General features: G+C 66.0%; 22 protein-coding genes. 10 read left to right on the top strand and 12 right to left on the bottom strand.

All coding sequences use genetic code 11. The features are described 5' to 3' along the window. Positions 1-95 precede the first annotated feature (95 nt). From ACM9ME_RS09525 to ACM9ME_RS09515, 3 genes are read left to right on the top strand one after another with little or no spacing between them, the layout of a single operon-like run. The gene (locus ACM9ME_RS09525; RefSeq protein WP_415643223.1) at positions 96-605 is read left to right on the top strand and encodes an endonuclease domain-containing protein; all 510 of its coding nucleotides are present in this window, start codon (positions 96-98) and stop codon (positions 603-605) included. Further along, positions 602-2,125, top strand: coding sequence for a lipopolysaccharide biosynthesis protein (locus tag ACM9ME_RS09520; protein WP_415643222.1), 1,524 nt, complete (start codon positions 602-604; stop codon positions 2,123-2,125). Before ACM9ME_RS09525 ends, ACM9ME_RS09520 begins: the two co-directional genes overlap by 4 nt. After that, entirely contained in the window at positions 2,122-2,499 is a 378-nt protein-coding gene (locus ACM9ME_RS09515) for a hypothetical protein (RefSeq protein WP_415643221.1), read from the top strand. Before ACM9ME_RS09520 ends, ACM9ME_RS09515 begins: the two co-directional genes overlap by 4 nt. A gap of 5 nt (positions 2,500-2,504) precedes the next feature. Here ACM9ME_RS09515 and purH read toward each other — a convergent pair whose 3' ends face one another. From purH to ACM9ME_RS09485, 6 genes are all read right to left on the bottom strand, one after another. After that, a complete protein-coding gene (gene purH / locus ACM9ME_RS09510) occupies positions 2,505-4,073 on the bottom strand; it encodes a bifunctional phosphoribosylaminoimidazolecarboxamide formyltransferase/IMP cyclohydrolase (RefSeq protein ID WP_415643220.1) in 1,569 nt (522 codons plus the stop codon). A 94-nt stretch (positions 4,074-4,167) separates the two neighbouring features. Beyond that, the gene (rpe, locus tag ACM9ME_RS09505; RefSeq protein WP_415643219.1) at positions 4,168-4,884 is read right to left on the bottom strand and encodes a ribulose-phosphate 3-epimerase; all 717 of its coding nucleotides are present in this window, start codon (positions 4,882-4,884) and stop codon (positions 4,168-4,170) included. 73 nt (positions 4,885-4,957) lie between these two features. Beyond that, complete coding sequence (gene tilS, locus ACM9ME_RS09500; RefSeq protein WP_415643218.1) at positions 4,958-5,860, bottom strand: tRNA lysidine(34) synthetase TilS; 903 nt, start codon at positions 5,858-5,860, stop codon at positions 4,958-4,960. Between the two features lie 37 nt (positions 5,861-5,897). Continuing rightward, entirely contained in the window at positions 5,898-6,833 is a 936-nt protein-coding gene (locus tag ACM9ME_RS09495; protein WP_415643217.1) for a tetratricopeptide repeat protein, read from the bottom strand. A gap of 7 nt (positions 6,834-6,840) precedes the next feature. After that, positions 6,841-7,656: a helix-turn-helix domain-containing protein gene (locus tag ACM9ME_RS09490; protein WP_415643216.1), complete on the bottom strand. Its 816-nt coding sequence runs from the start codon at positions 7,654-7,656 to the stop codon at positions 6,841-6,843. A 76-nt stretch (positions 7,657-7,732) separates the two neighbouring features. Beyond that, positions 7,733-8,452: an HAD family hydrolase gene (locus ACM9ME_RS09485; protein WP_415643215.1), complete on the bottom strand. Its 720-nt coding sequence runs from the start codon at positions 8,450-8,452 to the stop codon at positions 7,733-7,735. A gap of 11 nt (positions 8,453-8,463) precedes the next feature. On the opposite strand from ACM9ME_RS09485, the gene ACM9ME_RS09480 reads away from it, so the two are divergent. The 7 genes from ACM9ME_RS09480 to hslU all read left to right on the top strand — a co-directional run bounded on the left by ACM9ME_RS09480 (position 8,464) and on the right by hslU (position 14,355). Further along, complete coding sequence (locus tag ACM9ME_RS09480) at positions 8,464-9,570, top strand: ABC transporter permease (protein ID WP_415643214.1); 1,107 nt, start codon at positions 8,464-8,466, stop codon at positions 9,568-9,570. Beyond that, a complete protein-coding gene (locus tag ACM9ME_RS09475) occupies positions 9,570-10,397 on the top strand; it encodes an ABC transporter ATP-binding protein (protein ID WP_415643213.1) in 828 nt (275 codons plus the stop codon). The genes ACM9ME_RS09480 and ACM9ME_RS09475 overlap by 1 nt, the downstream gene beginning before the upstream one ends. Next, positions 10,397-11,329 carry an MlaD family protein gene (locus ACM9ME_RS09470; RefSeq protein ID WP_415643212.1) on the top strand — a complete coding sequence of 311 codons (933 nt, stop codon included), beginning with the start codon at positions 10,397-10,399 and terminating at the stop codon, positions 11,327-11,329. The genes ACM9ME_RS09475 and ACM9ME_RS09470 overlap by 1 nt, the downstream gene beginning before the upstream one ends. Next, the gene (locus ACM9ME_RS09465; protein ID WP_415643211.1) at positions 11,329-11,901 is read left to right on the top strand and encodes an ABC-type transport auxiliary lipoprotein family protein; all 573 of its coding nucleotides are present in this window, start codon (positions 11,329-11,331) and stop codon (positions 11,899-11,901) included. The genes ACM9ME_RS09470 and ACM9ME_RS09465 overlap by 1 nt, the downstream gene beginning before the upstream one ends. A gap of 4 nt (positions 11,902-11,905) precedes the next feature. Further along, entirely contained in the window at positions 11,906-12,247 is a 342-nt protein-coding gene (locus ACM9ME_RS09460; protein WP_415643210.1) for a DMT family protein, read from the top strand. 177 nt (positions 12,248-12,424) lie between these two features. Then, positions 12,425-12,970 (top strand): ATP-dependent protease subunit HslV, encoded by a 546-nt coding sequence (gene hslV, locus ACM9ME_RS09455; protein WP_415643209.1) that lies wholly within the window; start codon positions 12,425-12,427, stop codon positions 12,968-12,970. Positions 12,971-13,059: 89 nt separating this feature from the next. After that, entirely contained in the window at positions 13,060-14,355 is a 1,296-nt protein-coding gene (hslU, locus tag ACM9ME_RS09450; RefSeq protein ID WP_415643208.1) for an ATP-dependent protease ATPase subunit HslU, read from the top strand. Between the two features lie 4 nt (positions 14,356-14,359). Here hslU and ACM9ME_RS09445 read toward each other — a convergent pair whose 3' ends face one another. The 6 genes from ACM9ME_RS09445 to ACM9ME_RS09420 all read right to left on the bottom strand — a co-directional run bounded on the left by ACM9ME_RS09445 (position 14,360) and on the right by ACM9ME_RS09420 (position 21,040). Further along, positions 14,360-17,188 (bottom strand): M16 family metallopeptidase, encoded by a 2,829-nt coding sequence (locus ACM9ME_RS09445; protein WP_415643207.1) that lies wholly within the window; start codon positions 17,186-17,188, stop codon positions 14,360-14,362. Between the two features lie 47 nt (positions 17,189-17,235). Continuing rightward, on the bottom strand, positions 17,236-17,805 hold the full coding sequence (locus ACM9ME_RS09440) for a TMEM165/GDT1 family protein (RefSeq protein WP_415643206.1): 570 nt from the start codon (positions 17,803-17,805) through the stop codon (positions 17,236-17,238). Beyond that, the gene (locus ACM9ME_RS09435; RefSeq protein ID WP_415643205.1) at positions 17,806-18,072 is read right to left on the bottom strand and encodes a hypothetical protein; all 267 of its coding nucleotides are present in this window, start codon (positions 18,070-18,072) and stop codon (positions 17,806-17,808) included. Between the two features lie 133 nt (positions 18,073-18,205). Continuing rightward, entirely contained in the window at positions 18,206-18,502 is a 297-nt protein-coding gene (locus ACM9ME_RS09430) for a type II toxin-antitoxin system Phd/YefM family antitoxin (protein WP_415643204.1), read from the bottom strand. 58 nt (positions 18,503-18,560) lie between these two features. Beyond that, entirely contained in the window at positions 18,561-20,162 is a 1,602-nt protein-coding gene (locus ACM9ME_RS09425; RefSeq protein ID WP_415643203.1) for a GMC family oxidoreductase, read from the bottom strand. Next, positions 20,084-21,040, bottom strand: a complete 957-nt coding sequence (locus tag ACM9ME_RS09420) for a sterol desaturase family protein (RefSeq protein WP_415643231.1) — start codon at positions 21,038-21,040, stop codon at positions 20,084-20,086. Before ACM9ME_RS09420 ends, ACM9ME_RS09425 begins: the two co-directional genes overlap by 79 nt. Positions 21,041-21,186 lie beyond the last annotated feature (146 nt).

Raw genomic sequence — 21,186 nt, 5'->3', positions numbered from 1 at the left:
CGCCTGTCCCTCCCTAAAGGGAGTGACGTCTGGTTTTGCGGTTATCCTCGACGTCACTCCCGCTTGCGGGAGGGACAGGTCGCGCAGCGACCAGGGTGGGGAGAGTTCGCGTGTATAGCCGCGACAATCCTCGTCCGACGCGGTTTGCACAGACCTTGCGCGGCATGCCGACACCCGCCGAAGATCTGCTGTGGCGATATTTGCGGAGCCGTCGATGTGCGGGGGCGAAGTGCAGCCGGCAAATTCCGGTGGGGCCATTCGTCGCGGATTTCGTGTGTCGTGAGCAGGGTTTGATCGTCGAGGTGGATGGCGAGAGCCACGAGCTGACGGTCGATTACGATGCGCGCCGGACAGGATTTCTCGAGGCGCAGGGGTACCGGGTTGTTCGGTTTACGAATGACGAGGTAACGCGCAATCTGGATGGGGTGGTTCGAGCGATCGAGGTGGCATTGCGGGACTCGGCCCACCCTGGCGCTGCGCGCCGGTCCCTCCCGCGAGCGGGAAGGACGTCAGGGGAAGTGCATCATCAGACGTCACTTCCTTTAGAGAGGGTTCGACGCAATGCGTCGAACTCGCGAAGCGAGCAGGGTGGGGTGTCTCGATGACCACCGCCACCGCCACCCCCGACGACGACATCGCCCAACTCGCACGCGGGGGGCGCACGAGCTTTTTCGGGTTCGTCCTGCGCCTCGCCGCGCGGTTGCCGTTTTTGTTCATCGCCGGGCGGTGGTATGGGGCGGACGCATTGGGGCGGTTTGCCTATGCGACGATTGCGGTCGAGTTTACCGCGCAGCTGGCGACGCTGGGGCTGAAGCGCGGGTTGGCGCAGCAGCTGGCGAACAGCGAGCGCAATCCGGCGTGCGATGTGTGGGACGCGCTGCTGATCGGGTTCATCGGCGCGAGCGTCGCGGCGGGTTTGCTGATCGCGTTTCCCGAAGTGATTTTCCCGAACAGCGCGATCAACGGGATGGACCGGCTGATCGGGCTGACGGTGTTCGGCTGGGTCGGGTCGGACATTGCGCTGGCGGCGCTCGCTTATCGCGGCGACGTGGGGGCCACGGTCAGGGCGCGCGCATTGTGGGAGCCGTGGGTGATCTCGATCGCGGCGTTCGCGCTGAGCTGGTATTCGCTGCGTGACGGGCTGATCATCGCCTATGTCCTGTCGATGGCGGCGGCGTTGATCGCGTCGCTGGTCCCGTTGATCCGCAGTTACGGCATCCCGCGCGGGTGGAAGCCCGAGCCGCGGCGGTTGCGCAAACTGGCACGGGACAATCTGCCGCTGGCGGGCGCGGATGCGTGCGAATGGGGCAGCCGGCGGATCGATATCGCGATGCTCGGCTGGTTCTTCGCGCCGTCGATCGTCGGGATCTATTATGTCGCGCAACAGGTCGCCAGCCTGCCGCAGAAGCTGAAGACGACGTTCGATCCGATTTTGGGGCCGGTGATCACGCAGAAACTGGCGGAGGACGACAAGGCCGCCGTGGGCCGGCAGGTGCGCCAGGTCGGATTCTGGATCATCGCCGCGCAGCTGGGCATCGCGCTGGCGCTGGCGATCCCGGGCGAGGCGGTGATGGGGCTGGTCGGTAAGACCTTCGTCGGCGGCACCGCGGCGCTGGCGATTTTGCTGGCGGCGGAGGCGGTGGCGGCGACGGCGGTGGTGAGCGAGGCGGCGCTGATCTACATCGCGCCCAAGCGCAATCTGGGCATTTCGCTGATCATGATCGGGCTGCAACTGGCGCTGTCGGTGGCGTTCATCTATCTGTTGCGCGCGGTGGTCGAGACCGAGATCGAGACGCCGCCCAATTTCCGCGACGACCGGATTTCGGCGGCGGGACCGGCGCTGGGGTTGATCGTGGCATTGGGGTTCGCGGCGGTGGCCAAGGCGCGGTTCCTGCGCAAATTGCTGGGCGTGCCGGTGGTCGGGTGGCGCTGGGCGCTGCTCCCCGCGACCGCGCTGGCAATCATCGTCGGGTGGGCGGTGACGCGGTTGCCGCACCATCTCGAGTGGCTGGAACTGGCGGCGGGGATTCCGGCGATATTGGGGAGCTATGGCTATCTGGTATGGCGGCGCGGGTTCGGGAAAGAGGATCGGGCGTTGTTTCGGGGGAAGGCGGCGGAGCAATGATCACCAATGCAGAGCTTCAACGAATGGCAGCGCCTATCCTGATTTTGTGTATGTTGGCGTGGTACAGCGTCACACGTGCCCATGTGCCGTCTACTTCGTCGGTCAATGGCACGTATTCAAATCTCTGCTGCGACTCGATCATATTGCGCGATGGTTCAATCATTACCGATGGTCGAAGAGCCGCCTTCGATCTTGAGAACATGAAATTTGGACTGACCGCCTATCCTAGCAAGCGCGTGCAGGTGAGTGATGGACACATTGTCGTGCAGGACGATCCCGATCCGGGCCCGCTGTCATTCTCTCAGAACGGAACCGAGCTGACGATTTGTGGCGATAGGCTCTGCCGGACAACCTATATCTTCAAGCGGCGTTAGGCACTTTAATGGCGGAAATGCCGCATCCCGGTGAATACCATTGCCAAGCCGGCCTCATCGGCCGCGGCGATGACTTCATCGTCGCGGATGCTCCCGCCCGGCTGGATCACCGCCGTCGCGCCGGCCTCGACCGCCGCCAATAGGCCGTCGGCGAAGGGGAAGAAGGCGTCGCTGGCGACGGCGCTGCCGAGGGTGCGGGGTTCGGGCCAGCCGGCTTTTTCGGCGGCGTCGCGCGCTTTCCAGGCGGCGATGCGCGCGGATTCGAGGCGGTTCATCTGGCCCGCGCCGATGCCGGCGGTGGCGCCGTCTTTGGCGTAGACGATGGCGTTGGATTTGACGTGCTTGGCGACGGTCCAGGCAAAGCGGCAGTCGGCGAGTTCCTGTTCGCTCGGCTGGCGTTTGGTGACGACTTTGAGGTCTGCCGGGACGCCGTTGTCGCGCGTCTGGACCAGCCAGCCGCCGCCGATCGCCTTGACCTCGAACCCGCCGCGTTTTGGATCGGGCAGGTCGCCGGTGAGGAGCAGGCGGAGGTTTTTCTTGGCGCGGAAGGCGGCTTTGGCGGCGTCGTCTGCGGCGGGGGCGACGACGACTTCGGTGAAGATATGGGTCATTGCCTCGGCAGTGGCGCCGTCGAGCGGGCGATTGACGGCGATGATCCCGCCGAACGCCGAGACGGTGTCGCAGGCGAGCGCCGCCTGGTACGCCTCGAGCAACGTCTCGCTCGTCGCGACGCCGCAGGGGTTGGCGTGCTTGACGATGACCACGGTCGGCGGGCCGTCGCGGAATTCGGCGATGAGTTGCAGCGCGGCGTCGGCATCGTTGAGGTTGTTGTAGCTGAGCTCCTTGCCCTGAACCTGTTCGGCCTGGCCGATGCCGCGCAAGGCGGGGCCGCGATGCTGGTAGAACGCGGCCTGTTGATGCGGGTTTTCGCCGTAGCGCAGGATTTGCGGGCGTTCGAGGATCATCGGCAGCGTCGGCGGGAAAAACTCGCCCTGATCGGCGAAGGCGAACCAACTGGCGATCATCGAGTCGTAGGCGGCGGTGGCAGCATAGGCTTTCGCGGCGAGCTTGCGGCGGTCGTCGAGGCTGGTGGTCCCGGTGGCGACCAACGCATAGTCTTCGGGGTCGGTGACGATGGCGACATGCGCGTGGTTCTTGGCCGCCGAGCGGACCATCGACGGGCCGCCAATGTCGATATTTTCGATCACCTCGTCGCGTGCGGCGCCCTTCGCGACGGTCGTTTCGAAGGGGTAGAGGTTGACCACGACCAGGTCGATCGCGCCGATGCCGTGTTGCTCCATCGCCGCGACGTGTTCGGGGTTGTCGCGGACCGCGAGGAGGCCACCATGGACATGGGGGTGCAGCGTCTTGACGCGGCCGTCCATCATTTCGGGGAAGCCGGTGAGGTCGGAAATGTCGCGGACGGCGATGCCGGCGTCGCGGATCGCCTTGGCAGTGCCGCCGGTCGAGACGAGTTCGGTGCCGCCATCCGCGAGCGCGCGGGCGAGGTCGATCAGCCCGGTCTTGTCGCTGACCGAGAGGAGGGCGCGGCGGATGGGGATGGTGTCGGTCATCGGGTCGCTTTTTTGAGTAAGATTGGAGCTCTGCCCACCCTGCTCGCTGCGCGAGCTGTCCCTCCCTAAAGGGAGTGACGCCTAGGTAAGCGCGTTAATCGACGTCACTCCCGCTTGCGGGAGGGACAGCTTGCGAAGCAAGCGGGGTGGGCAGAGCATTGCGCAACGCCGCGATGTTCGCCGCATAATACCCCGGCCCGCCCTTGAAGGTGGCGGTGCCCGCGACGAGTGCGTCTGCGCCCGCCGCGATGGCCTGTCGCGCGGTTTCGGGATCGATGCCGCCATCGACTTCGAGCGCGATGTCGCGGCCCGATTTGTCGATCATCTTGCGGATCGCCTCGATCTTGCGGAGCTGGCTGGTGATGAAATGCTGGCCGCCGAAGCCGGGATTGACGCTCATCACCAGCACCAGATCGATATCGTCGATCAGATAGTCGAGCATTTTCGCGGGCGTGCCGGGGTTGAGCGAAACGCCGGCCATCTTGCCGAGCGATTTGATGTGCTGGACCGTGCGGTGGATGTGCGGGCCGGCCTCGGGATGGACGGTGATGTGGTCGGCGCCGGCCTCGGCAAAGGCATCGAGCCAGATGTCGACCGGCGAGACCATCAGATGCACGTCGAGCGGTTTTTGGGTGTGCGGGCGGATGGCCTTTACGACCATCGGTCCGATCGAGAGGTTGGGCACGAAATGCCCATCCATCACATCGACATGGATCCAGTCGGCCCCGGCGGCGTCGACCGCGCGGACCTCTTCGCCGAGTTTGGCGAAATCGGCGCTGAGAATCGAGGGCGCGATGCGGACCGGGTGCATGGCGGGGGCTGTAGTGTGAAGTGTTGGACGGGGGAAGACTCTCCCCACCCTGGCGCTGCGCGCCTGTCCCTCCCTAAAGGGAGTGACGTCTAGATTTACGCGGTGGGGCCAGCGTGAAGCGCCACTCATTCCCGCCGGTGCAAAGAACATTGCCGAGAGTGGTGGTTCGTCCGGTTTCCAGCGCCGCGATCAGCGCGTCGAGCTGGTCGCCGCGCGGGGTCAGGTTTGGTTCGACCGCGCGCAATTCGGCGAGAACGCTACGGCGGGTGAGCTCGCGGTCGTCCACGCCGTTGAGGGCGTCGTCGGCTTCGGCGCAGGCGGCGGCGGAGCGGCTGACCGCCAGCGGGTCGAGCCAGTCCGCATCCGCCAGCATTTTGCGGAGGCGCGCGCGGTCGTAGCGGTCGTCGCGGTTGCTGGGGTCGTCGACGGGTGTGATTGCCGCGTCCGAGACGATCTGCGCGAGTTCGCTACGGCGCCACCCCAGTAGTGGGCGCACGACATGGCCGTTGACCGCGCGGATGCCCGCGAGGCCGCCGACACCCGCGCCGCGGTTGAGGCGCATGATGACGGTTTCGAGCTGATCGTCGGCGTGGTGCGCGGTGAGGATGTGGGTCAGGCCGCGGGTGGCGCGCCAGTCTTCGAGTGCGGCGTAGCGGGCCTGGCGGGCGTTGTTCGAGACATTGCCGGTGGCGGGCAGATCGAGATTGAGCGTCGCGTGCGGGACGCCGCGTTCGGCACAGAGGTTCGCGACGAAGCGGGCTTCGGCGGCGGATTCGGGGCGCAGGCGATGGTCGCAGGTGGCGGCTTCGACGCGGCCGGGAAAGGCGGCGTGGGCGAGGAGGAGCATCGCGACGCTGTCGGGGCCGCCGGAAATGGCGAGGGCGAGGCGGGGGTGTTCTTCGGTCGTGGCTGTGCTCTGCCCACCCCCGCTCGGCTGGGGCCGAGTCGCCTCTCCCGGGTGGGAGGGGACAGTCATCGCTTCGCAATCCTTGCGGAAGCGCTCGACTGACAGACTATTTGGTGCAGCCGGCTTCACTGCGGCCTCGGGTGACGCGTTGGCGCACGTCGGCGGCGGCTTTGGCGCCGTAGACGTCGTCGAATTCGTCATAGACGCGGCAGGCGTCGGGTTTCTTGCCGAGGCGGATCAGGGCGGTGCCGAGCCAGGACAGGCTTTCGGCGGCGCGCTCGCCCTTCGCGTCTTTTTGATAATTGTCGAGGAACGCCATCGAGGCGAGCGCGGGTTTGCCGTCGTCGAGATAGGCGCGGCCGAGCAGATTTCGCGCGAAGCTGATCCGCTTTCCACGCGGATATTTGGCGGCATAGTCCTTCATGCTCGCTTCGGCTTCGGGGAATAATTGGGCCTGATAGAGGCGGAAGCCGTAGGAATACATGTCCTCGGCGGCGTCGCCGGTCGCGGGGACTTCCACGGCCGAGACGGCGGCGCGGCGCGCGGCGACGGTGCGTGCGCCCGCCGCGGTGGCGCTGGGCGAGGCCGGGACGGTCGCCGCCGGACGGCGGACCGGCGTGATGACCGGCTCGGGCGGCGGTGCGGTCTCGGCGGTGTTGCCGCTGACCGGCGCGCTTTCGGTGTCCGTCGCGGCGACGGGGGCGGGCGCGGGCGTGGTTTGGGCCTTCAACTGGTCTTCGACGATGTGCAGGCGATTGCCCTGCGTTTCGACCTGTCCGGTCAGCGCGGCGAGGCTTTTTTCGATGGCGTCGACGCGCGCGGTGAGGTCGGCGATCGGCGACTGGACGGGGGCGCCATCGGGGGTGGTGGCGGCGGGCGCGGTGTCGGGTTCGATCGGCTCGCCCCCCGGGAACACCTTGCGTTGCACCGCCTTGAGCTGTTTTTCGACCTTGCCGACGCGTTGGTCCAGCGTCGGGTTCGCCTGGGCGAGCAGCGGGGTGGCGACGAGCGCGGACGCGAGAATCAGGGCTTTGAGGGTCACGATAACTCTACTGTGCTGGGGCAGGGGAGGCGGCGTTATCGGCGCTTGTTATGTTCGGGGCAACCGGTGCGGCGACGAGCGGGCCCGATGGTGCGGCGGTCAGTGCCGCGGCCTTGAGCGACACGTTCTTGATGGTTTTGGCGGGCGGACCGAGCGGCGCGACGGGTTTGCCGTCGACGGTGACGGTCAACGCCTCGGCCTTGCCGGTCTGGATGCGTGGATCGACGGCGGTGGCGGGGACGTCGTAACGTTCGTTCACGGCGAGTTCGCGCATGACGAGGTTGGTCGCGCCATCGCTGATCCTGACCCAGACCGGCGCGGTGGCGGTCAGCGTGACTTTGCCCGCGGCGGACGAAACCGGCGCGGCGGCGGTCTTGGTGACCGGCGGCGTGGCGGGGGCTTCGACCGGGGTGCCGAGCGCATAATCGCCGCCCATTCGCTGGCTGCGCCACAAGGCGTAACCGCCGACGACCAGAATCGCGAGGACCAGGGCGGTCCAGGCGAGCAGTTTCGACGGCAGCCGCGCCTCATCGACCGGCTCGTATGTCTGCCGGCCAGGCTCAGGCAGCGGTTCGCGGCCGAGTTCGGCGCGGAGCTGGGCCGCAAGCTCGGTGTCGCTGGCGCCGACCGCGCGGGCGTAGGAGCGGACGAAGCCGAGAGCATAGGTCTGCGACGGCAAGGCGGCATAGTCGCTGGCCTCGACGGCGGCGAGGTGGCGCAGCGGGATGCGTGTCCGTGCGGCGATATCCGACAAATCGAGGCCCTGCGCCTCGCGCAGCCCGCGCAGCCGATCACCGACCGGAACTACGCTGTCGTCGGTCATCAAAACTCCTCGCGACGTTTGGTTATGTCTTTCAGATTCGGGGTGTGGGGTCAATGTGAGGTGCGGCGGACTGCCCCTACCAATCGACCACCGCCCATTTCATGTTGCGCGCCAAATGCCGCAGCGACGCATGCGCGTTGACCGCAAAGCCTTCGTCGGCCCAGCCGAGCAGCGGCGCGTCGGAAATATGGTCCGAATAGAAGCGAATATGCGCGTTTTCGCGGGCGATGCCTTCGCGTTTCAACCACGCTTCCACCATCCGCATCTTGCCGGGGCCGTAGCAATTTTCGCCGTCGATCCGCGCGATGATACGCTTGTCGAGGCCGATCAGGCTGTTGGTGGCGATGACGTCGTCGAAGCCCAGCCGCTCGGCGATCGCTTCGACGTAAAGGCGATAGGAAGCGGTGGCGAGGATCAGGCGATAGCCTTCGGCTTTGTTGCGCTTGAGGTCCTCGGCCGCGCCGGGGCGGACGTTGTTGCGCGCGGTCTTGTCGGCGAAACTGTCGACGACGGTCGCCAGCCGTTGCGGGTGGATCGCCGCGCCGAGCAGCATCCACTGCATCATTTCCTTCAGCCGCGTGCGGTCGATCAGCTTTGCGGCATAGGCCAGAATCCACAATCCGACCACGGGAAGCGTCAGCAAACGCAGCGGATTTCGCCGGGCGGCGGCGTGGAGCAGGAACGGCGTGTAGGTCGGCCGCTTGGTCACCGTGCGGTCCATGTCGTAAATGGCGAGGCGAATTTGCTCTTGCGGCGTTTCCGGCATGTGCTTGCCGTGCCTCATTTCTTCGCGCATGTCTCCCCGCGATGAGCGCCGCCGCCGATTTTGAGCAGATCGATCGCGATGGGCGGCGCACGCTCGCCTTTTCGGGCGATCTCGCTTTGTCGCGGATCGGCGACCTGCCCAAGCGGCTGGAGGGGATTAGCGGCTTCGACACCATCGATCTGTCGAAGGTCGGGCGGCTCGACACCGTCGGGGCGTGGCTGGTCCATCGCGCCGCCGCCGACAACGATGCCAAGGTGGAGGGGGCGAGCGAAGAAGCGACGCACCTGATCGATCGCGTCGCCGCCGCCGACAAACCGGTCAAGATGCGCCCCGACCGGCGCGGTGCGTTCGTGCTGGCGCTCGACCGGATGGGCGCGGCGACGATCCGTACGGGGCAGACGATGATCGGACTGCTCGGTTTTCTGGGCGCGATCGTCATGGCGACGGGCGCGCTGATCCGCAATCCGCGGCGGTTTCGCGGGCATGCGACGATCCAGCAATTCGAAGTCGTCGGCGTCGATGCGCTGGCGATCGTCGGGCTGATGAGTTTCCTGATCGGCATCGTCATCGCGCAACAGGGCGCGGTGCAGCTGCGCCAGTTCGGCGCGGAGGTGTATACCATCAACCTGATCGGGCGGCTGACGATCCGCGAACTCGGCGTGCTGATGACCGCGATCATGGTCGCGGGGCGCAGCGGGTCGGCGTTCGCGGCGCAGATCGGCACGATGAAGCTGACCGAGGAGGTGGCGGCGCTGCGCACCATCGGCGTGTCGCCGGTCGAGGCACTGGTTCTGCCGCGGATGATCGCGACGACGTTCCTGATGCCGCTGCTCGGGTTTTACGCGATGATCGTCGCGATCTTCGGCGGCGGGCTGTTCTGCTGGGTCGGCCTCGGCATCCCGCCGATCACGTTCCTGCAGCGGATCAACGAAGTCGTGCCGATGACCGATTTGTGGGTCGGGCTGACCAAGGCGCCGGTGTTCGGCGCGATCATCGCGCTCAGCGGGTGTTTTCAGGGGATGCAGGTCGAAGGCAATTCCGAACAGGTCGGGCTGCGCACGACGGCGGCGGTGGTCCAGGCGATCTTCATGGTCATCGTGCTCGACGCGTTCTTTGCGGTGTTCTTCACGGCGATCGGCTGGGCATGATGGCCGCGCGCAAACCCAGCGACGACGATATCGCCATCAAGGTGCGCGGGCTGAACAATTGTTTCGGCGATACGATCATTCACGAAAATCTCGATCTGGATGTGCGGCGCGGCGAGATTCTGGGCGTGGTCGGCGGTTCGGGCACGGGCAAATCGGTGCTGATGCGCTCGATCATCGGGCTGCAGACGCCGGTGTCGGGCGAAGTCGAGGTGCTCGGCCAGCCGATGGTCGGGATGTCGGACGAGGAGACGCTGGCGATCCGCAAGCGTTGGGGCATCATGTTCCAGGGCGGGGCGCTGTTTTCGACGCTGACCGTCGCCGAAAATGTCCAGGTGCCGTTGCGCGAATTCTATCCGCAGCTCGACAAGCCGTTTCTCGACAGCCTCGCCGCCTACAAGATCCAGCTGGCGGGACTGCCGGCCGATGCGGGGCCGAAATATCCGTCCGAACTGTCGGGCGGGATGGTCAAGCGCGCGGCCCTGTCGCGTGCGTTGTCGCTCGATCCCGAATTGCTGTTCCTCGACGAACCGACCGCCGGGCTGGACCCGATCGGCGCGGCGGCGTTCGACGATCTGACGCTGGAGCTGCAACGCGCGCTGGGGCTGACGGTGTTTCTGATCACGCACGATCTCGACACGCTTTACGCGATCTGCGACCGCGTGGCGGTGCTGGCGGACAAAAAGGTGATTGCGGTGGGGACGATCCCCGAGCTCCTGAAAACCAATCATGAGTGGATTCAGGAATATTTCAACGGCCCGCGCGGACGCGCCGCGACGGGTGCGGCGCAGCGCGCCAAGACTGCCGCCCCGGATAAAGAGGACGCCTGATGGAAACGCGCTCGAACAATGTCCTGGTGGGTGCGGTGGTCCTCGCCCTGCTCGCCGCGCTGGCGGTGTTCATCGTCTGGCTGGCGGGGAACACCAAGGGCAATACCAAGCCTTACGATATTTTCTTCACCCAGTCGGTCGACGGGCTGGCCAAGGGCGGCGCGGTGAGTTTTTCGGGCGTGCCGTCGGGCCAGATCACCGAAATCGAATTGTGGAAGAACGACCCGCAATTCGTCCGCGTGCGCATCGAAGTGAAGAACGACACGCCGGTGCTGCAAGGCACCACGGCGTTGATCCAGGGCAGCTTTACCGGTCCGTCGACGATCATCCTCGACGGCGCGGTCAAGGGTGCGCCGCCGATCACTGCCGAAGGGCCGGCGGGCGCTCCCGTCATTCCACCCCGGGCGGGTGGATTCGGCGCGTTGCTCAATTCGGCACCGAAACTGTTGCAGAACGTCACCGAACTGACCGACCGGCTGAACAAGCTGTTGTCGCCGACCAACCGCGAATCGATCACCGGCATTCTCGCCAACACCGACCGGCTGTCGCACGCGCTGGCCGATCGCGGGCCGGAAATCGCCGCGACCGTCGCCGACACGCGCATCGCCATCCGCCAGGCGGGCGACGCGATCCAGAAGATCGGCAACCTCGCGGATTCGACCAATGGGCAGCTCAACCCGCTGCTCGGCGATCTGCGCAAGACGGTGCAATCGGCGGACCAATCGATGCAGACGCTGGACGCGACGTTGAAGGACGCGCGCCCCGGCGTGCAGAACTTCAGCAAGAACACCCTGCCCGAAATCGGCCAGGCGACGCGTGACCTGCGCGCGCTGACCGAAAGCCTGTCGAACGTTGCCAACCGGCTCGACACCGAAGGCGCCGCCGGGCTGCTCGGCCAGCCCAAGCTACCCGATTATAAGGGACGTAAGTGATGACCAAAGCCCTGATCGCCGCGCTTCCGGCACTGGCGCTCGCCGCCTGTTCGTTCGGGGGCAAGCCGCCCAAGCAGTTGCTCGCTTTGACCCCGCCGGTGGTTCAGCCGAACACCGGTGTGCCGATCGATCCGGCGCGCAGCATCACGGTGATCACGCCAAGTGCTGCCGCCGCGCTCGCCGGGCAGCGGGTGCCGGTTTACGAGGGGCCGAACGCGTTTGCCTATGTGAAGGATGCGCGCTGGATCGAGGCGCCGGCGCGGCAATTCCAGTTGCTGTTGGCCGAAGCGTTGCGCGCCAAGGGCGGTCGTCTGGTGCTCGATGCGCGCCAGACGACGGTCGATCCGGGCCAGCGCCTGGGTGGCAGCCTGATCGCGTTCGGCGTCGATGCGACCACGGGCCAGGCGGTCGTGACGTTCGACGCGATCCTGACGCGCGGGGTCGAGGCCTCGGCCAGCCGCCGGTTCGAGGCACGCGTGCCCGTCGGCGCGATCGACGCCCGCAACAGCGCAGCGGCGATCGACAAGGCCGCCAATCAGGTGGCGAGCGAGGTCGCCGCCTGGGTCGGTTGAGCGGATGACGTTGCTGCCGATCCTGCTGCTGGTCTGTTCGAACGTGTTCATGACGATCGCGTGGTACGGGCACCTCAAATTCCCGACCGCGCCGTTATGGGGCGTGATCCTCGCGTCGTGGGGCATCGCGCTGTTCGAATATTGCCTGGCCGTGCCGGCCAACCGCATCGGCTTTTTCCACGGGTGGAGCGGCGGGCAGCTCAAGATCGCGCAGGAAGTGATCACGTTGATCGTATTCGGCGTGTTCGCGGTGGTGGTGCTGCACGAGCCGCTGACGTGGCGGCATGCCGGGGCGTTCGCGTGCCTGATGGGGGCTGCGGCGTTCATGTTCGCCGGGCGGAGCTAGGGGGACTCGGCCCACCCTGGCGCTGCGCGCCTGTCCCTCCCTGAAGGGAGTGACGTCTAGGGCGGCGCTGAATCCGACGTCACTCCCGCTTGCGGGAGGGACAGCTTGCGAAGCAAGCAGGGTGGGGAGAGTCCCTACCCCTTGCATCCGCACCACGGCGCTTCCCATATTCCGGTCATGAGCGACAAGATCGGGTGGCACGGCACCACAATATTGGGCGTCCGCAAGGGCGATAAGGTCGTCATCGCCGGCGATGGCCAGGTGTCGATGGGCAATACGGTGATGAAGCCCAATGCGCGCAAGGTGCGGCGGCTGGGCGACGGCTCGGTGATTGCCGGGTTTGCCGGGGCGACGGCGGATGCGTTCACGTTGTTCGAGCGGCTGGAGAAGAAACTCGAGGCGCATCACGGGCAGTTGCTGCGTGCGGCGGTCGAGCTCGCCAAGGACTGGCGGACCGACAAATACCTCCGCAACCTCGAAGCGCTGATGATCGTCGCCGACAAGGAAGTGCTCCTGGTGCTGACGGGTAATGGCGATGTGCTCGAGCCCGAAGGCGGGATCGCGGCGATCGGTTCGGGTGGGAATTATGCCTTGGCCGCGGCGCGCGCGCTGGTCGATTACGAACCCGATCCCGAAACGCTGGCGCGCAAGGCGATGGCGATCGCGGCGGAGGTTTGCGTCTTCACCAATGACCGCGTCACCGTCGAGACGATCGACCTCTAAGCGTCGCTCCGGCGGAGGCCGGGGCCGTCCCGTGACGGGCGCGCATTTTTGTTAACGGCCCCGGCCTCCGCCGGGCGACGAGTAAAATCATGAACGACAACCTCACCCCCAAGACCATCGTCGCCGCGCTCGACGCGCATATCGTCGGGCAGGACGACGCCAAGCGCGCGGTCGCCGTTGCGCTGCGCAATCGCTGGCGCCGTCAGCAACTCCCCGCCGATCTGCGCGACGAGGTCAGTCCCAAGAACATCCTGATGATCGGGCCGACGGGGTGCGGCAAAACCGAGATCAGCCGCCGTCTGGCGAAGTTGGCGGACGCACCGTTCGTGAAGGTCGAGGCGACCAAATTCACCGAGGTCGGCTATGTCGGCCGCGATGTCGAACAGATCGCGCGCGACCTGGTCGAGGAGGCGATCCGCCTTGAAAAGGAACGGCGCCGCGTCGCGGTGAAGGACAAGGCGGAGGAGGCGGCGATGGGCCGTTTGCTCGACGCGCTCACCGGCAAGGGCGCGTCCGAAGCGACCCGCGCCGCGTTCCGCCAGCGCTTCACCGACGGGCATCTGAGCGAGACCGAGATCGAAATCGAGCTCGACGCCGCGCCGCAAATGCCGTTCGACATCCCCGGTGGCGGCAATGTCGGCATGATCAATCTCGGCGAAATGCTCGGCAAGATGGGCGGCCAGCAAACCAAGCGCCGCAAGCTGACCGTCCCGGCAGCCTGGGACAAGTTGATCGAGGAAGAGGCCGACAAGCGCCTCGACCAGGACGAGGTCAGCCGCGTCGCGCTGGCGGATGCGGAAGCCAATGGCATCGTGTTCCTCGACGAGATCGACAAGATCGCGGTCAGCGACGTGCGTGGCGGATCGGTCAGCCGCGAGGGCGTTCAGCGCGACTTGCTGCCGCTGATCGAGGGCACCACGGTCGCGACCAAATACGGCCCGATGAAGACTGACCATATCTTGTTCATCGCCTCGGGCGCGTTCCATGTCGCCAAGCCCAGCGACCTGCTCCCCGAACTGCAGGGTCGCCTGCCGATCCGCGTCGAGCTGAAGGCGCTGACCGAGGCCGATTTCGTGCGGATTTTGACCGATACGCGCGCCAGTCTGGCGGACCAATATGTCGCTCTGCTCAAGACCGAAGGTGTCGATATCAGCTTTACCGATGACGGCATCGCCGCCGTCGCGCGGCTGGCGGCGGAAGTGAATGCCAGTGTCGAGAATATCGGCGCGCGGAGGCTGGCGACGATGATGGAAAAGCTGCTGGAGGATATCAGCTTCAACGCCGAGGATCGCGGCGGGCAGGCGTTGGTGGTGGATGCTGCGTACGTCGACGGGCAGTTGGCGAGTATTACGAGGGACGTCGATTTGTCGAAGTATGTGCTTTAGCCCCCTACTTCACCGGCCGCACCACCATCCGCGATGCCTGCCCATCGACCAGCCACTTCGCCGCGCTGGCCTGTAAATCGGCAGCGGTTATCCGAGCGAAATCGCTTGTCAGCGACAGGACGTTGGCGACGCGCGTGCCGTCGCCGCTGACGCCCGACAATTGGCCCAACCAGAACATGTTGCCGGTCGCGGCGCGGCTGTACATCTGCTTCATCGGCCCCAGTGCGCGGGTCAGTTCGTCGTCGCTGACCGGGGCGGTGGCGAGGTCGTGGGCGATCTTTTCGGCGACCTGGAAAAACACCGGGACGCTGCCCGGGCGGACTTGCGAGATGACCACGAAACTGCCGCCCGAGGCGAGGCCGGTCGGCCAGTTGCTGTTGACGTTGGGCGAATAGCTTTCGCCATCGGCTTCGCGCAGCGCATCGAACATGCGGTCGGTGAACACCGCCGCCAGCACGTCGAGCCTGCGGCTTTCGAACAGGTCGCTGCGCCCCGCGCCGGTGGGCCAGGCGAGCACTGCCGCCGCCTGATCCGCCGGGCCGCGATGGGTCAGTTCGAGCGTCGATCCGGGTGCGGGGCCGTGCGGTGCGGGCTGGGGCAGCGTGACCGGCGCGCGCACCGGCAAGGCACCGACGGTGTCGAGCGTCGCGGCGATCGCGGCCTCGGTCGTCGTGTCGCCATAGATTGAAATCTCGACCGGCCCGGCGGCGATCAGCGGTTTCCAGAACGCCTCGAATGCCTCGGGTGTCAGCGTCGCGATCTGGTCCTTGGTTGGCGCGGACCAGCGCGGATCGCCGCCGCGCAGCCACCCCGGCAAGGCCCGCTGAACCACGCCCATCGCGGTGGTGTCGGCGGTGTCATAACCGGCGAGAGTGGCGGCGCGCGCGCGCAGGACCGGCGCGGCGTCGAAGCGCGGATATTGCAGCTTGGCGGCGATCAGCCGCAATTGATCGTGCAGATCGGCGGGGCCGGTCGTCGCCTTGAACACAAACGCATCGTCCGACAGGTCGAAATCGAGGCCCAGCCGGCGCCCGTTGGTCAACCGGTCGAGCGCGTCGAGCCCAAGGTCGCCGATGCCGCCCGCGACCAGCGCGTAATCCGCCGCCCATGACGGGTTGGGCTTGTCGGCCGGGAATGCCGCACGGCCGCCGCCCCAGCGCGCTGAAACGTAAATCTTGTTCTTTTCCGCGTCGTTGGGAAACACGATCAGCGTCGATCCGTTCGACAGGCTGATCCGTTCGAACGGCAATGGCGCGAGCGTGCTGCGGCCCGTGACCGTCGCGGGTGCGCCCAATTTGGGCAGCGCGTCCATCGACACCGCCTTGGCCGTGTCAACGCGCACGGGTGCCACGGGTTCGGTGATCGCGGTCAACAGCCTGGCCTGCGCGGCCGGGTCGGCGGCGGGCAGGGTCAGCACGGCGCGCAACGGCGTGCCGGCAAAGATCCGCCGGGTCGCCTTGAGCAAGGCGGCGGGAGTCAGCGCCTCACTCTGGCCGAGGAACACGTCGCGTGCGACCGATGCGCTGGCCACGGTTTCGCGAATGTTGACCGCTTCGACCAAGGTATCGGCGATTTCGCGGTCGTCCTGCCCGGTTTCGGTTTCAACCGATGCGTCGAGATTGCTTTTATAATCCTCGATCTCGCGCGCGATTTCGGCCTGGGTAGGCGGGCGGGTCAGCGCGTCGGCAATGACCGCGCGAACGTCGCGCACGGCGCGGCGCCAGTCGCTGCCGACCGGGGTGATTTCGATGATCGTGCTGTTGGTCGAGCGCAGGACGTCCGAATAATCGACCGCCGCCTGAAGGAAGCTGCCCCCGGCGCGCGCGCGGGTTTCGAGACGGCGGCTGATCAGCCGCGCGGCGAGTTCGAGCGATTGTTTGTCGCGGTTATAGGCGACGGTGTCGGCCTTGACCTGCCACGGGCGCATCACGCCGAGGATGACGCTGGTCGGGACGCCCGGCTCGACGACGACGCGCGCACGCGGGGCATTGGCCTGTGGCTGCCCGAAACTGACATTGCCGGCCTGTTGAATGCTGGGCCGCCAGCTGGAGAAGTTGCGCTTGACCAGCCCCTCGAGCACGTCGGGCTCCATGTCGCCGACGACGACGACCAAAGTGTTGGCGGGGCGATACCAGCGGTCGTGGAACACCCGCAGGGTGTGCGGGGTGGCGGCGGCGACCGACGCCTGTTCCTTGCTGTTCGAGGCGTCGCCCAGCCGTTGCCCGGCGTACAAAGTCGCGCGAACGCCTTCGCCGATGCGCTGGCCCGGCCCGGCGCCTTCGCGCAGTTCGGCGAGGATGGTGCGCTTTTCGGTTTCGACCGCGCCCGGCTTGATGTCCGGCGCGGCGATCATGCCCGACAAGATGTGTAGCGATTCATTGGCCGACTCGGGCGTCGCCGACGGCAGATCGAGCTTGTAGACCGTCTGCGTCGGGCCGGTCGTCGCATTGGTGTCCGACCCGAAGGTCGCGCCGAGCCGTTGCCACACGCGCTTCGCTTCGCCGTCGCCGATATAGGCCGACCCGCGAAACGCCAGATGTTCGTTGAAATGGGCAAAGCCGCGCTCGCCCGCTTCCTCCATCATCCCGCCGGCGTCGATCGCGACGCGGATCGAGATTTGCTTGGGCGGCACCCCCGATTTGCGCACGGCATAGCGCAGGCCATTGGGCAATTCGCCAAAGGTCCATGACGCATCGGGCGGAATGTCCGATCCGCGATACAGCCACGGCAGCGGCGCCGTCGCAGCCGCGGCGGCTGGCGGGGGCGGGGCGGCGTCCTGCGCGAAAGCAAACGACGAGGTGGAAAGCGCCAAAAGCGCGAGGGCAAAACGCATCGGGACCGCCTTATGCCGCTTCACCCTTTCGCGCGAGTGAATTGGACTCAAAGCGAGCCGGCGGTTTGCGCGAGGAGCCACAGGCCGATGGCGAGGAACAGGATCGCCGCCGCAATCCGCACCTTGGCCAATGGCACGCGCTTGATCAGCTGGTTGCCGAGCAACACGGCGGGGACATTGGCGATCATCATGCCCAGCGTCGTCCCCGCCGTGACCCACAACACGCTGTGGAACCGCGCCCCCAGCGCGACCGTCGCAATCTGGGTCTTGTCCCCCATTTCGACGATGAAGAACGCCACGAGCGTGGTCAGGAACGGACCGAAGCGCGACGGCCTCGCCTCATCCTCGTCAAGCTTGTCGGGGACCAGCGTCCACAAGGCCATCGCGATGAACGATGCGGCGACCAGATAGCGGAACCACAGACCGTCGAGGAACGCCGCCGCCTGTTCGCCGACCAGCGCCGCCAGCGCGTGATTGGCGAGCGTCGCGCCCAGGATGCCGAGGATGATTGGCAGCGGCCGCTTGAACCGCGTGGCGAGGACGATCGCCAGCAATTGCGTCTTGTCGCCAATTTCGGCGAGCGCGACCATGGCGGTGGAGGTGAGCAGGGCTTCCATTCAGCTGGATCGCGGTGTGGCTTTGACCGCGCGACGACCGGCAATTGCCGCAAAGGCTGTACGAACCTCGGCGAATAGCCAATCGGGTATCGCGCCGTAATAAGGCTGGCCGTTGTCGAGTAAGCGAATATCAGGACCCGGCCAAATGAAGCGGTTCATTTCGTCACAGACGATCCAGCTGCGTTCGCGATCCAGTTGCAAATCGCGTTTCACAGCAGCGGGCAGTTCCACGGCGACAGTTTCACGCTGCGGCGGCGCATGCGTCACGGGCGCCACGTGGAGACGGATTTGACCCTCAAGCAACTCCGACGCCAACACGACCACTACAGGCCGGTCTTTCAGCCCTTCTTCCTGACCCGTTTGGGCCTCCCGGTGCCACAAATAGGCATAGGACAGAACGTCACCCGGCTGCGGGGTCGGCCAGCCGTTTGCCGGCTTCACGTGACCGCTCGCCGGGTTCGGCGGTGAGGATGGCGTCGAGCGTTTCATCATCCAAATCCGTTGTCAAAAAGACTTGGCGATCCCGTCGCTTCAGCCGCTCATATTCGTTGAGCGAGATCATCACGATCCTCGTCCGGCCATGCCGCTGAATCCCCACAGGACGCTGCATTGCTTCGTCTGTGTAGAATCCAAAGCGGCTGGAGACAGCCTTCGACGAAACCTCCAAGAGGTTGTTGATGCTCACGGTCGCGGTCATGGCAAAATCTGCCTAATCCGTAAAAGCCGGATTTGCAAGCAAAGACGTAAAATCTTGATTAATTAGCTAAATCCGCCATCACGAATTCCGCCGCCCGCTCCCCAATCATTTGCGTTGGCGCATTGGTGTTGCCGCTGATTAGGCGGGGCATGATGCTGGCGTCGGCGATGTAGAGGCCTTCGATGCCGCGCACTTTGAGGCGCGGATCGACCACTGCCGCGTCGTCGCGGCCCATGCGCGCGGTACCGACGGGGTGGTAGACGGTGTCGGCCTTGCTACGGATGATGTCGATGAATGTGGCGTCGTTCTCCACGCCTTTGCCCGCGCGCTCGCGGCCACCGTGGCCGCACAAGGGCGGGGCTTCGCAAATCCGCCGGACCAGCTTCGCACCCGCCAGCAATGTCGCCACGTCGCGCTCGTCGCTCAGGAATTGCGGGTCGATCAGCGGCGCGTCCTTCATGCGCGGACTTTGCAGGCGCACCGTCCCGCGGCTTTCGGGGCGCAGGACGCAGACGTGGCAGGAAAAGCCGTTGATGCGCACCTTGGTCCGGCCGTGATCCTCGAGCACCGCGGGCACGAAATGGAATTGCAAGTCGGGCACCGCGACATCGGGGCGTGATTTGGCAAACCCGCCCGCCTCGGCCAGCGGCGAGGTCAGCCAACCGGAGCGATGCTTGCGCCATTCGAGCAACGCCTTGAACCCGCGCCACTGCCCCTTCAGCCCCATGCCGTGGAATATGTCGCCGCCGGTCTCATAGCCCGCGACATAATCGATATGGTCCTGCAACCCGCCGCCGACCTCGGCGCGGTCGAGCACGACGTCCACGCCGTGCTGTTTCAGATGCGCGGCGGGGCCGATGCCGGAAACCATCAGCAATTGCGGCGTGTTGAACGCCCCCGCAGCGAGGATCACCGCGCGGCGCGCGCGGATGGTTTCGGTGCGGAAGCCGCGCTTGACCTCGACGCCAACGGCGCGCTTGCCCTCGAACAATATGCGTTCGACGCGCGTGCCGGTCTTGACCTCGAGCCGCCCCGATTTGAGCGCGGGTTCGACATAAGCGCGCGACGCCGACCAGCGCTCGCCGCCCTTTTGCGTCGCCTGATACAGTCCGACGCCTTCCTGCTGCGCCCCGTTGAAATCGGGATTGCGGCGCAGCTGGAGCGATTCCGCCGCCGCGATCCAGTCGAGACTGCCCGGGTTCGGCCATTTCTGGTCGACAACGTTGAGCGGCCCGCCCGACCCATGAAATTCGTCCGCGCCGCGTTCGTTATTCTCGTTGCGCTTGAACCACGGCAGCACGTCGTCATAGGCCCAGCCGTCGCAGCCGAGCGCGGCCCAATTGTCGTAATCCCATTTATTGCCGCGGATGTAGATCATCGCGTTGATCGCCGACGATCCGCCCAGGCCGCGTCCGCGCGGCTGGTAACCTCGTCGTCCGTTCAGCCCCGGCTGCGGCACGGTTTCGTAGCGGTAATTCGATTTCTTGCCGATCTGCCCCATCATCGCGGGGGCCAGTACCTGGGTGTAATTGTTGGTCCCGCCGGGTTCGATCAGGCAGACGGTGAACTTGCCGCCTTCGCTCAGGCGACCGGCGGCGGCGCTGCCTCCCGAACCGGCGCCGATGACGACGATGTCATACTCCTGTCCTTCGCTCGGCAAGTCTCTCTCTCCTCCCAGCGGCGGCGGATCATGTCCGACGTCTCGCGGCTCCCGTCGTGCGACCAGCCCGGTTCACGGATCGCGTAACCGAGCTTGGCGCGCCACGGCGCGCTCCACAAGTCGCGCAGAATGCCGACCCACTCGTGAAACACACCCCAGACCAGTCCGAAATGCGGCAATTGCTTGACGATGCCGTAGCGGATTCGGTCGTGGTCATCCTCGGCGACGAAGCTGCCGAATATTTTATCCCAGACGACGAACACCCCGGCATAATTGCGGTCGAGGTAGCGCGGGTTGGTGGCGTGATGGACGCGGTGGTGCGACGGGGTGTTCATCACCGCCTCGAACCAGCGCGGGCAGCGGCCGATCGCCTCGGTATGAATCCAGAATTGGTAGATCAGGTTCAATGCGCCGACGAAGAACAGCATCGGCGGCGGAAACCCGATCAGGACCAAAGGCATGCGGAACAGGAAACTGCCCGCGATGAACCCCGTCCACGTCTGCCGCAGCGCGGTGGACAGGTTGTAATGCTGCGAGCTGTGATGGTTGACGTGGCTGGCCCAGAACCATCGCACCCGGTGTGCGCTGCGGTGAAACGCGTAATAAGCGAAGTCGTCGAGCACGAAGCAGGCGATCCACGCCCACCAGGCATAGGGGATTGTCGTCAGCCGGAAATCGTACAGCCACGTCGCCAGCGCATAGATCAGCCCGCCGCTGAGCGCGCCCGCGATGGTCGAGCCGAAGCCCATGAGCATCGAATTGAGGGTGTCGCGCGGGCAGTACCGGCTTTTGTCCTTCGCTCGCGCGATGATCATTTCGATGAGGATGAGTACGACGAAGGCGGGGACGGCGTAGTCGACCGGGTTGGGGAGTTTCACGCCGATTTCCAGTCCCCGCCTTGAGGCGGGGTGGCAGACGCGAAGCGGCTGACGGGGCGGTGCNAACANCTCCGCGCGGCAGCGCGGATCGGCGCTNTCGCGCCGAGTNNTTGCACCGCCCCGTCGGCTTCGCCGCCACCCCGCCT

This window comes from Sphingomonas antarctica, assembly GCF_965137005.1.
In the GTDB taxonomy this organism is placed as follows: Bacteria; Pseudomonadota; Alphaproteobacteria; order Sphingomonadales; family Sphingomonadaceae; genus Sphingomonas_O; species Sphingomonas_O antarctica.
Note: the sequence above shows the minus strand (reverse complement) of the source record. Positions and strands in the feature narration are given on the sequence as shown.

What these genes read in the sequence shown, in the direction of transcription:
- hslV (WP_415643209.1), top strand. Translation starts at nt 12,425, where the DNA reads ATGAGCGACAAGATCGGGTGGCACGGCACCACAATATTGGGCGTCCGC.
- hslU (WP_415643208.1), top strand. Translation starts at nt 13,060, where the DNA reads ATGAACGACAACCTCACCCCCAAGACCATCGTCGCCGCGCTCGACGCG.
- ACM9ME_RS09465 (WP_415643211.1), top strand. Translation starts at nt 11,329, where the DNA reads ATGACCAAAGCCCTGATCGCCGCGCTTCCGGCACTGGCGCTCGCCGCC.
- ACM9ME_RS09460 (WP_415643210.1), top strand. Translation starts at nt 11,906, where the DNA reads ATGACGTTGCTGCCGATCCTGCTGCTGGTCTGTTCGAACGTGTTCATG.
- rpe (WP_415643219.1), bottom strand. Translation starts at nt 4,884, where the DNA reads ATGCACCCGGTCCGCATCGCGCCCTCGATTCTCAGCGCCGATTTCGCC.
- ACM9ME_RS09485 (WP_415643215.1), bottom strand. Translation starts at nt 8,452, where the DNA reads ATGCGCGAAGAAATGAGGCACGGCAAGCACATGCCGGAAACGCCGCAA.
- ACM9ME_RS09430 (WP_415643204.1), bottom strand. Translation starts at nt 18,502, where the DNA reads ATGACCGCGACCGTGAGCATCAACAACCTCTTGGAGGTTTCGTCGAAG.
- ACM9ME_RS09440 (WP_415643206.1), bottom strand. Translation starts at nt 17,805, where the DNA reads ATGGAAGCCCTGCTCACCTCCACCGCCATGGTCGCGCTCGCCGAAATT.
- ACM9ME_RS09490 (WP_415643216.1), bottom strand. Translation starts at nt 7,656, where the DNA reads ATGACCGACGACAGCGTAGTTCCGGTCGGTGATCGGCTGCGCGGGCTG.
- ACM9ME_RS09475 (WP_415643213.1), top strand. Translation starts at nt 9,570, where the DNA reads ATGGCCGCGCGCAAACCCAGCGACGACGATATCGCCATCAAGGTGCGC.
- ACM9ME_RS09515 (WP_415643221.1), top strand. Translation starts at nt 2,122, where the DNA reads ATGATCACCAATGCAGAGCTTCAACGAATGGCAGCGCCTATCCTGATT.
- ACM9ME_RS09480 (WP_415643214.1), top strand. Translation starts at nt 8,464, where the DNA reads ATGAGCGCCGCCGCCGATTTTGAGCAGATCGATCGCGATGGGCGGCGC.
- ACM9ME_RS09445 (WP_415643207.1), bottom strand. Translation starts at nt 17,188, where the DNA reads ATGCGTTTTGCCCTCGCGCTTTTGGCGCTTTCCACCTCGTCGTTTGCT.
- tilS (WP_415643218.1), bottom strand. Translation starts at nt 5,860, where the DNA reads ATGACTGTCCCCTCCCACCCGGGAGAGGCGACTCGGCCCCAGCCGAGC.
- ACM9ME_RS09470 (WP_415643212.1), top strand. Translation starts at nt 10,397, where the DNA reads ATGGAAACGCGCTCGAACAATGTCCTGGTGGGTGCGGTGGTCCTCGCC.
- ACM9ME_RS09520 (WP_415643222.1), top strand. Translation starts at nt 602, where the DNA reads ATGACCACCGCCACCGCCACCCCCGACGACGACATCGCCCAACTCGCA.
- purH (WP_415643220.1), bottom strand. Translation starts at nt 4,073, where the DNA reads ATGACCGACACCATCCCCATCCGCCGCGCCCTCCTCTCGGTCAGCGAC.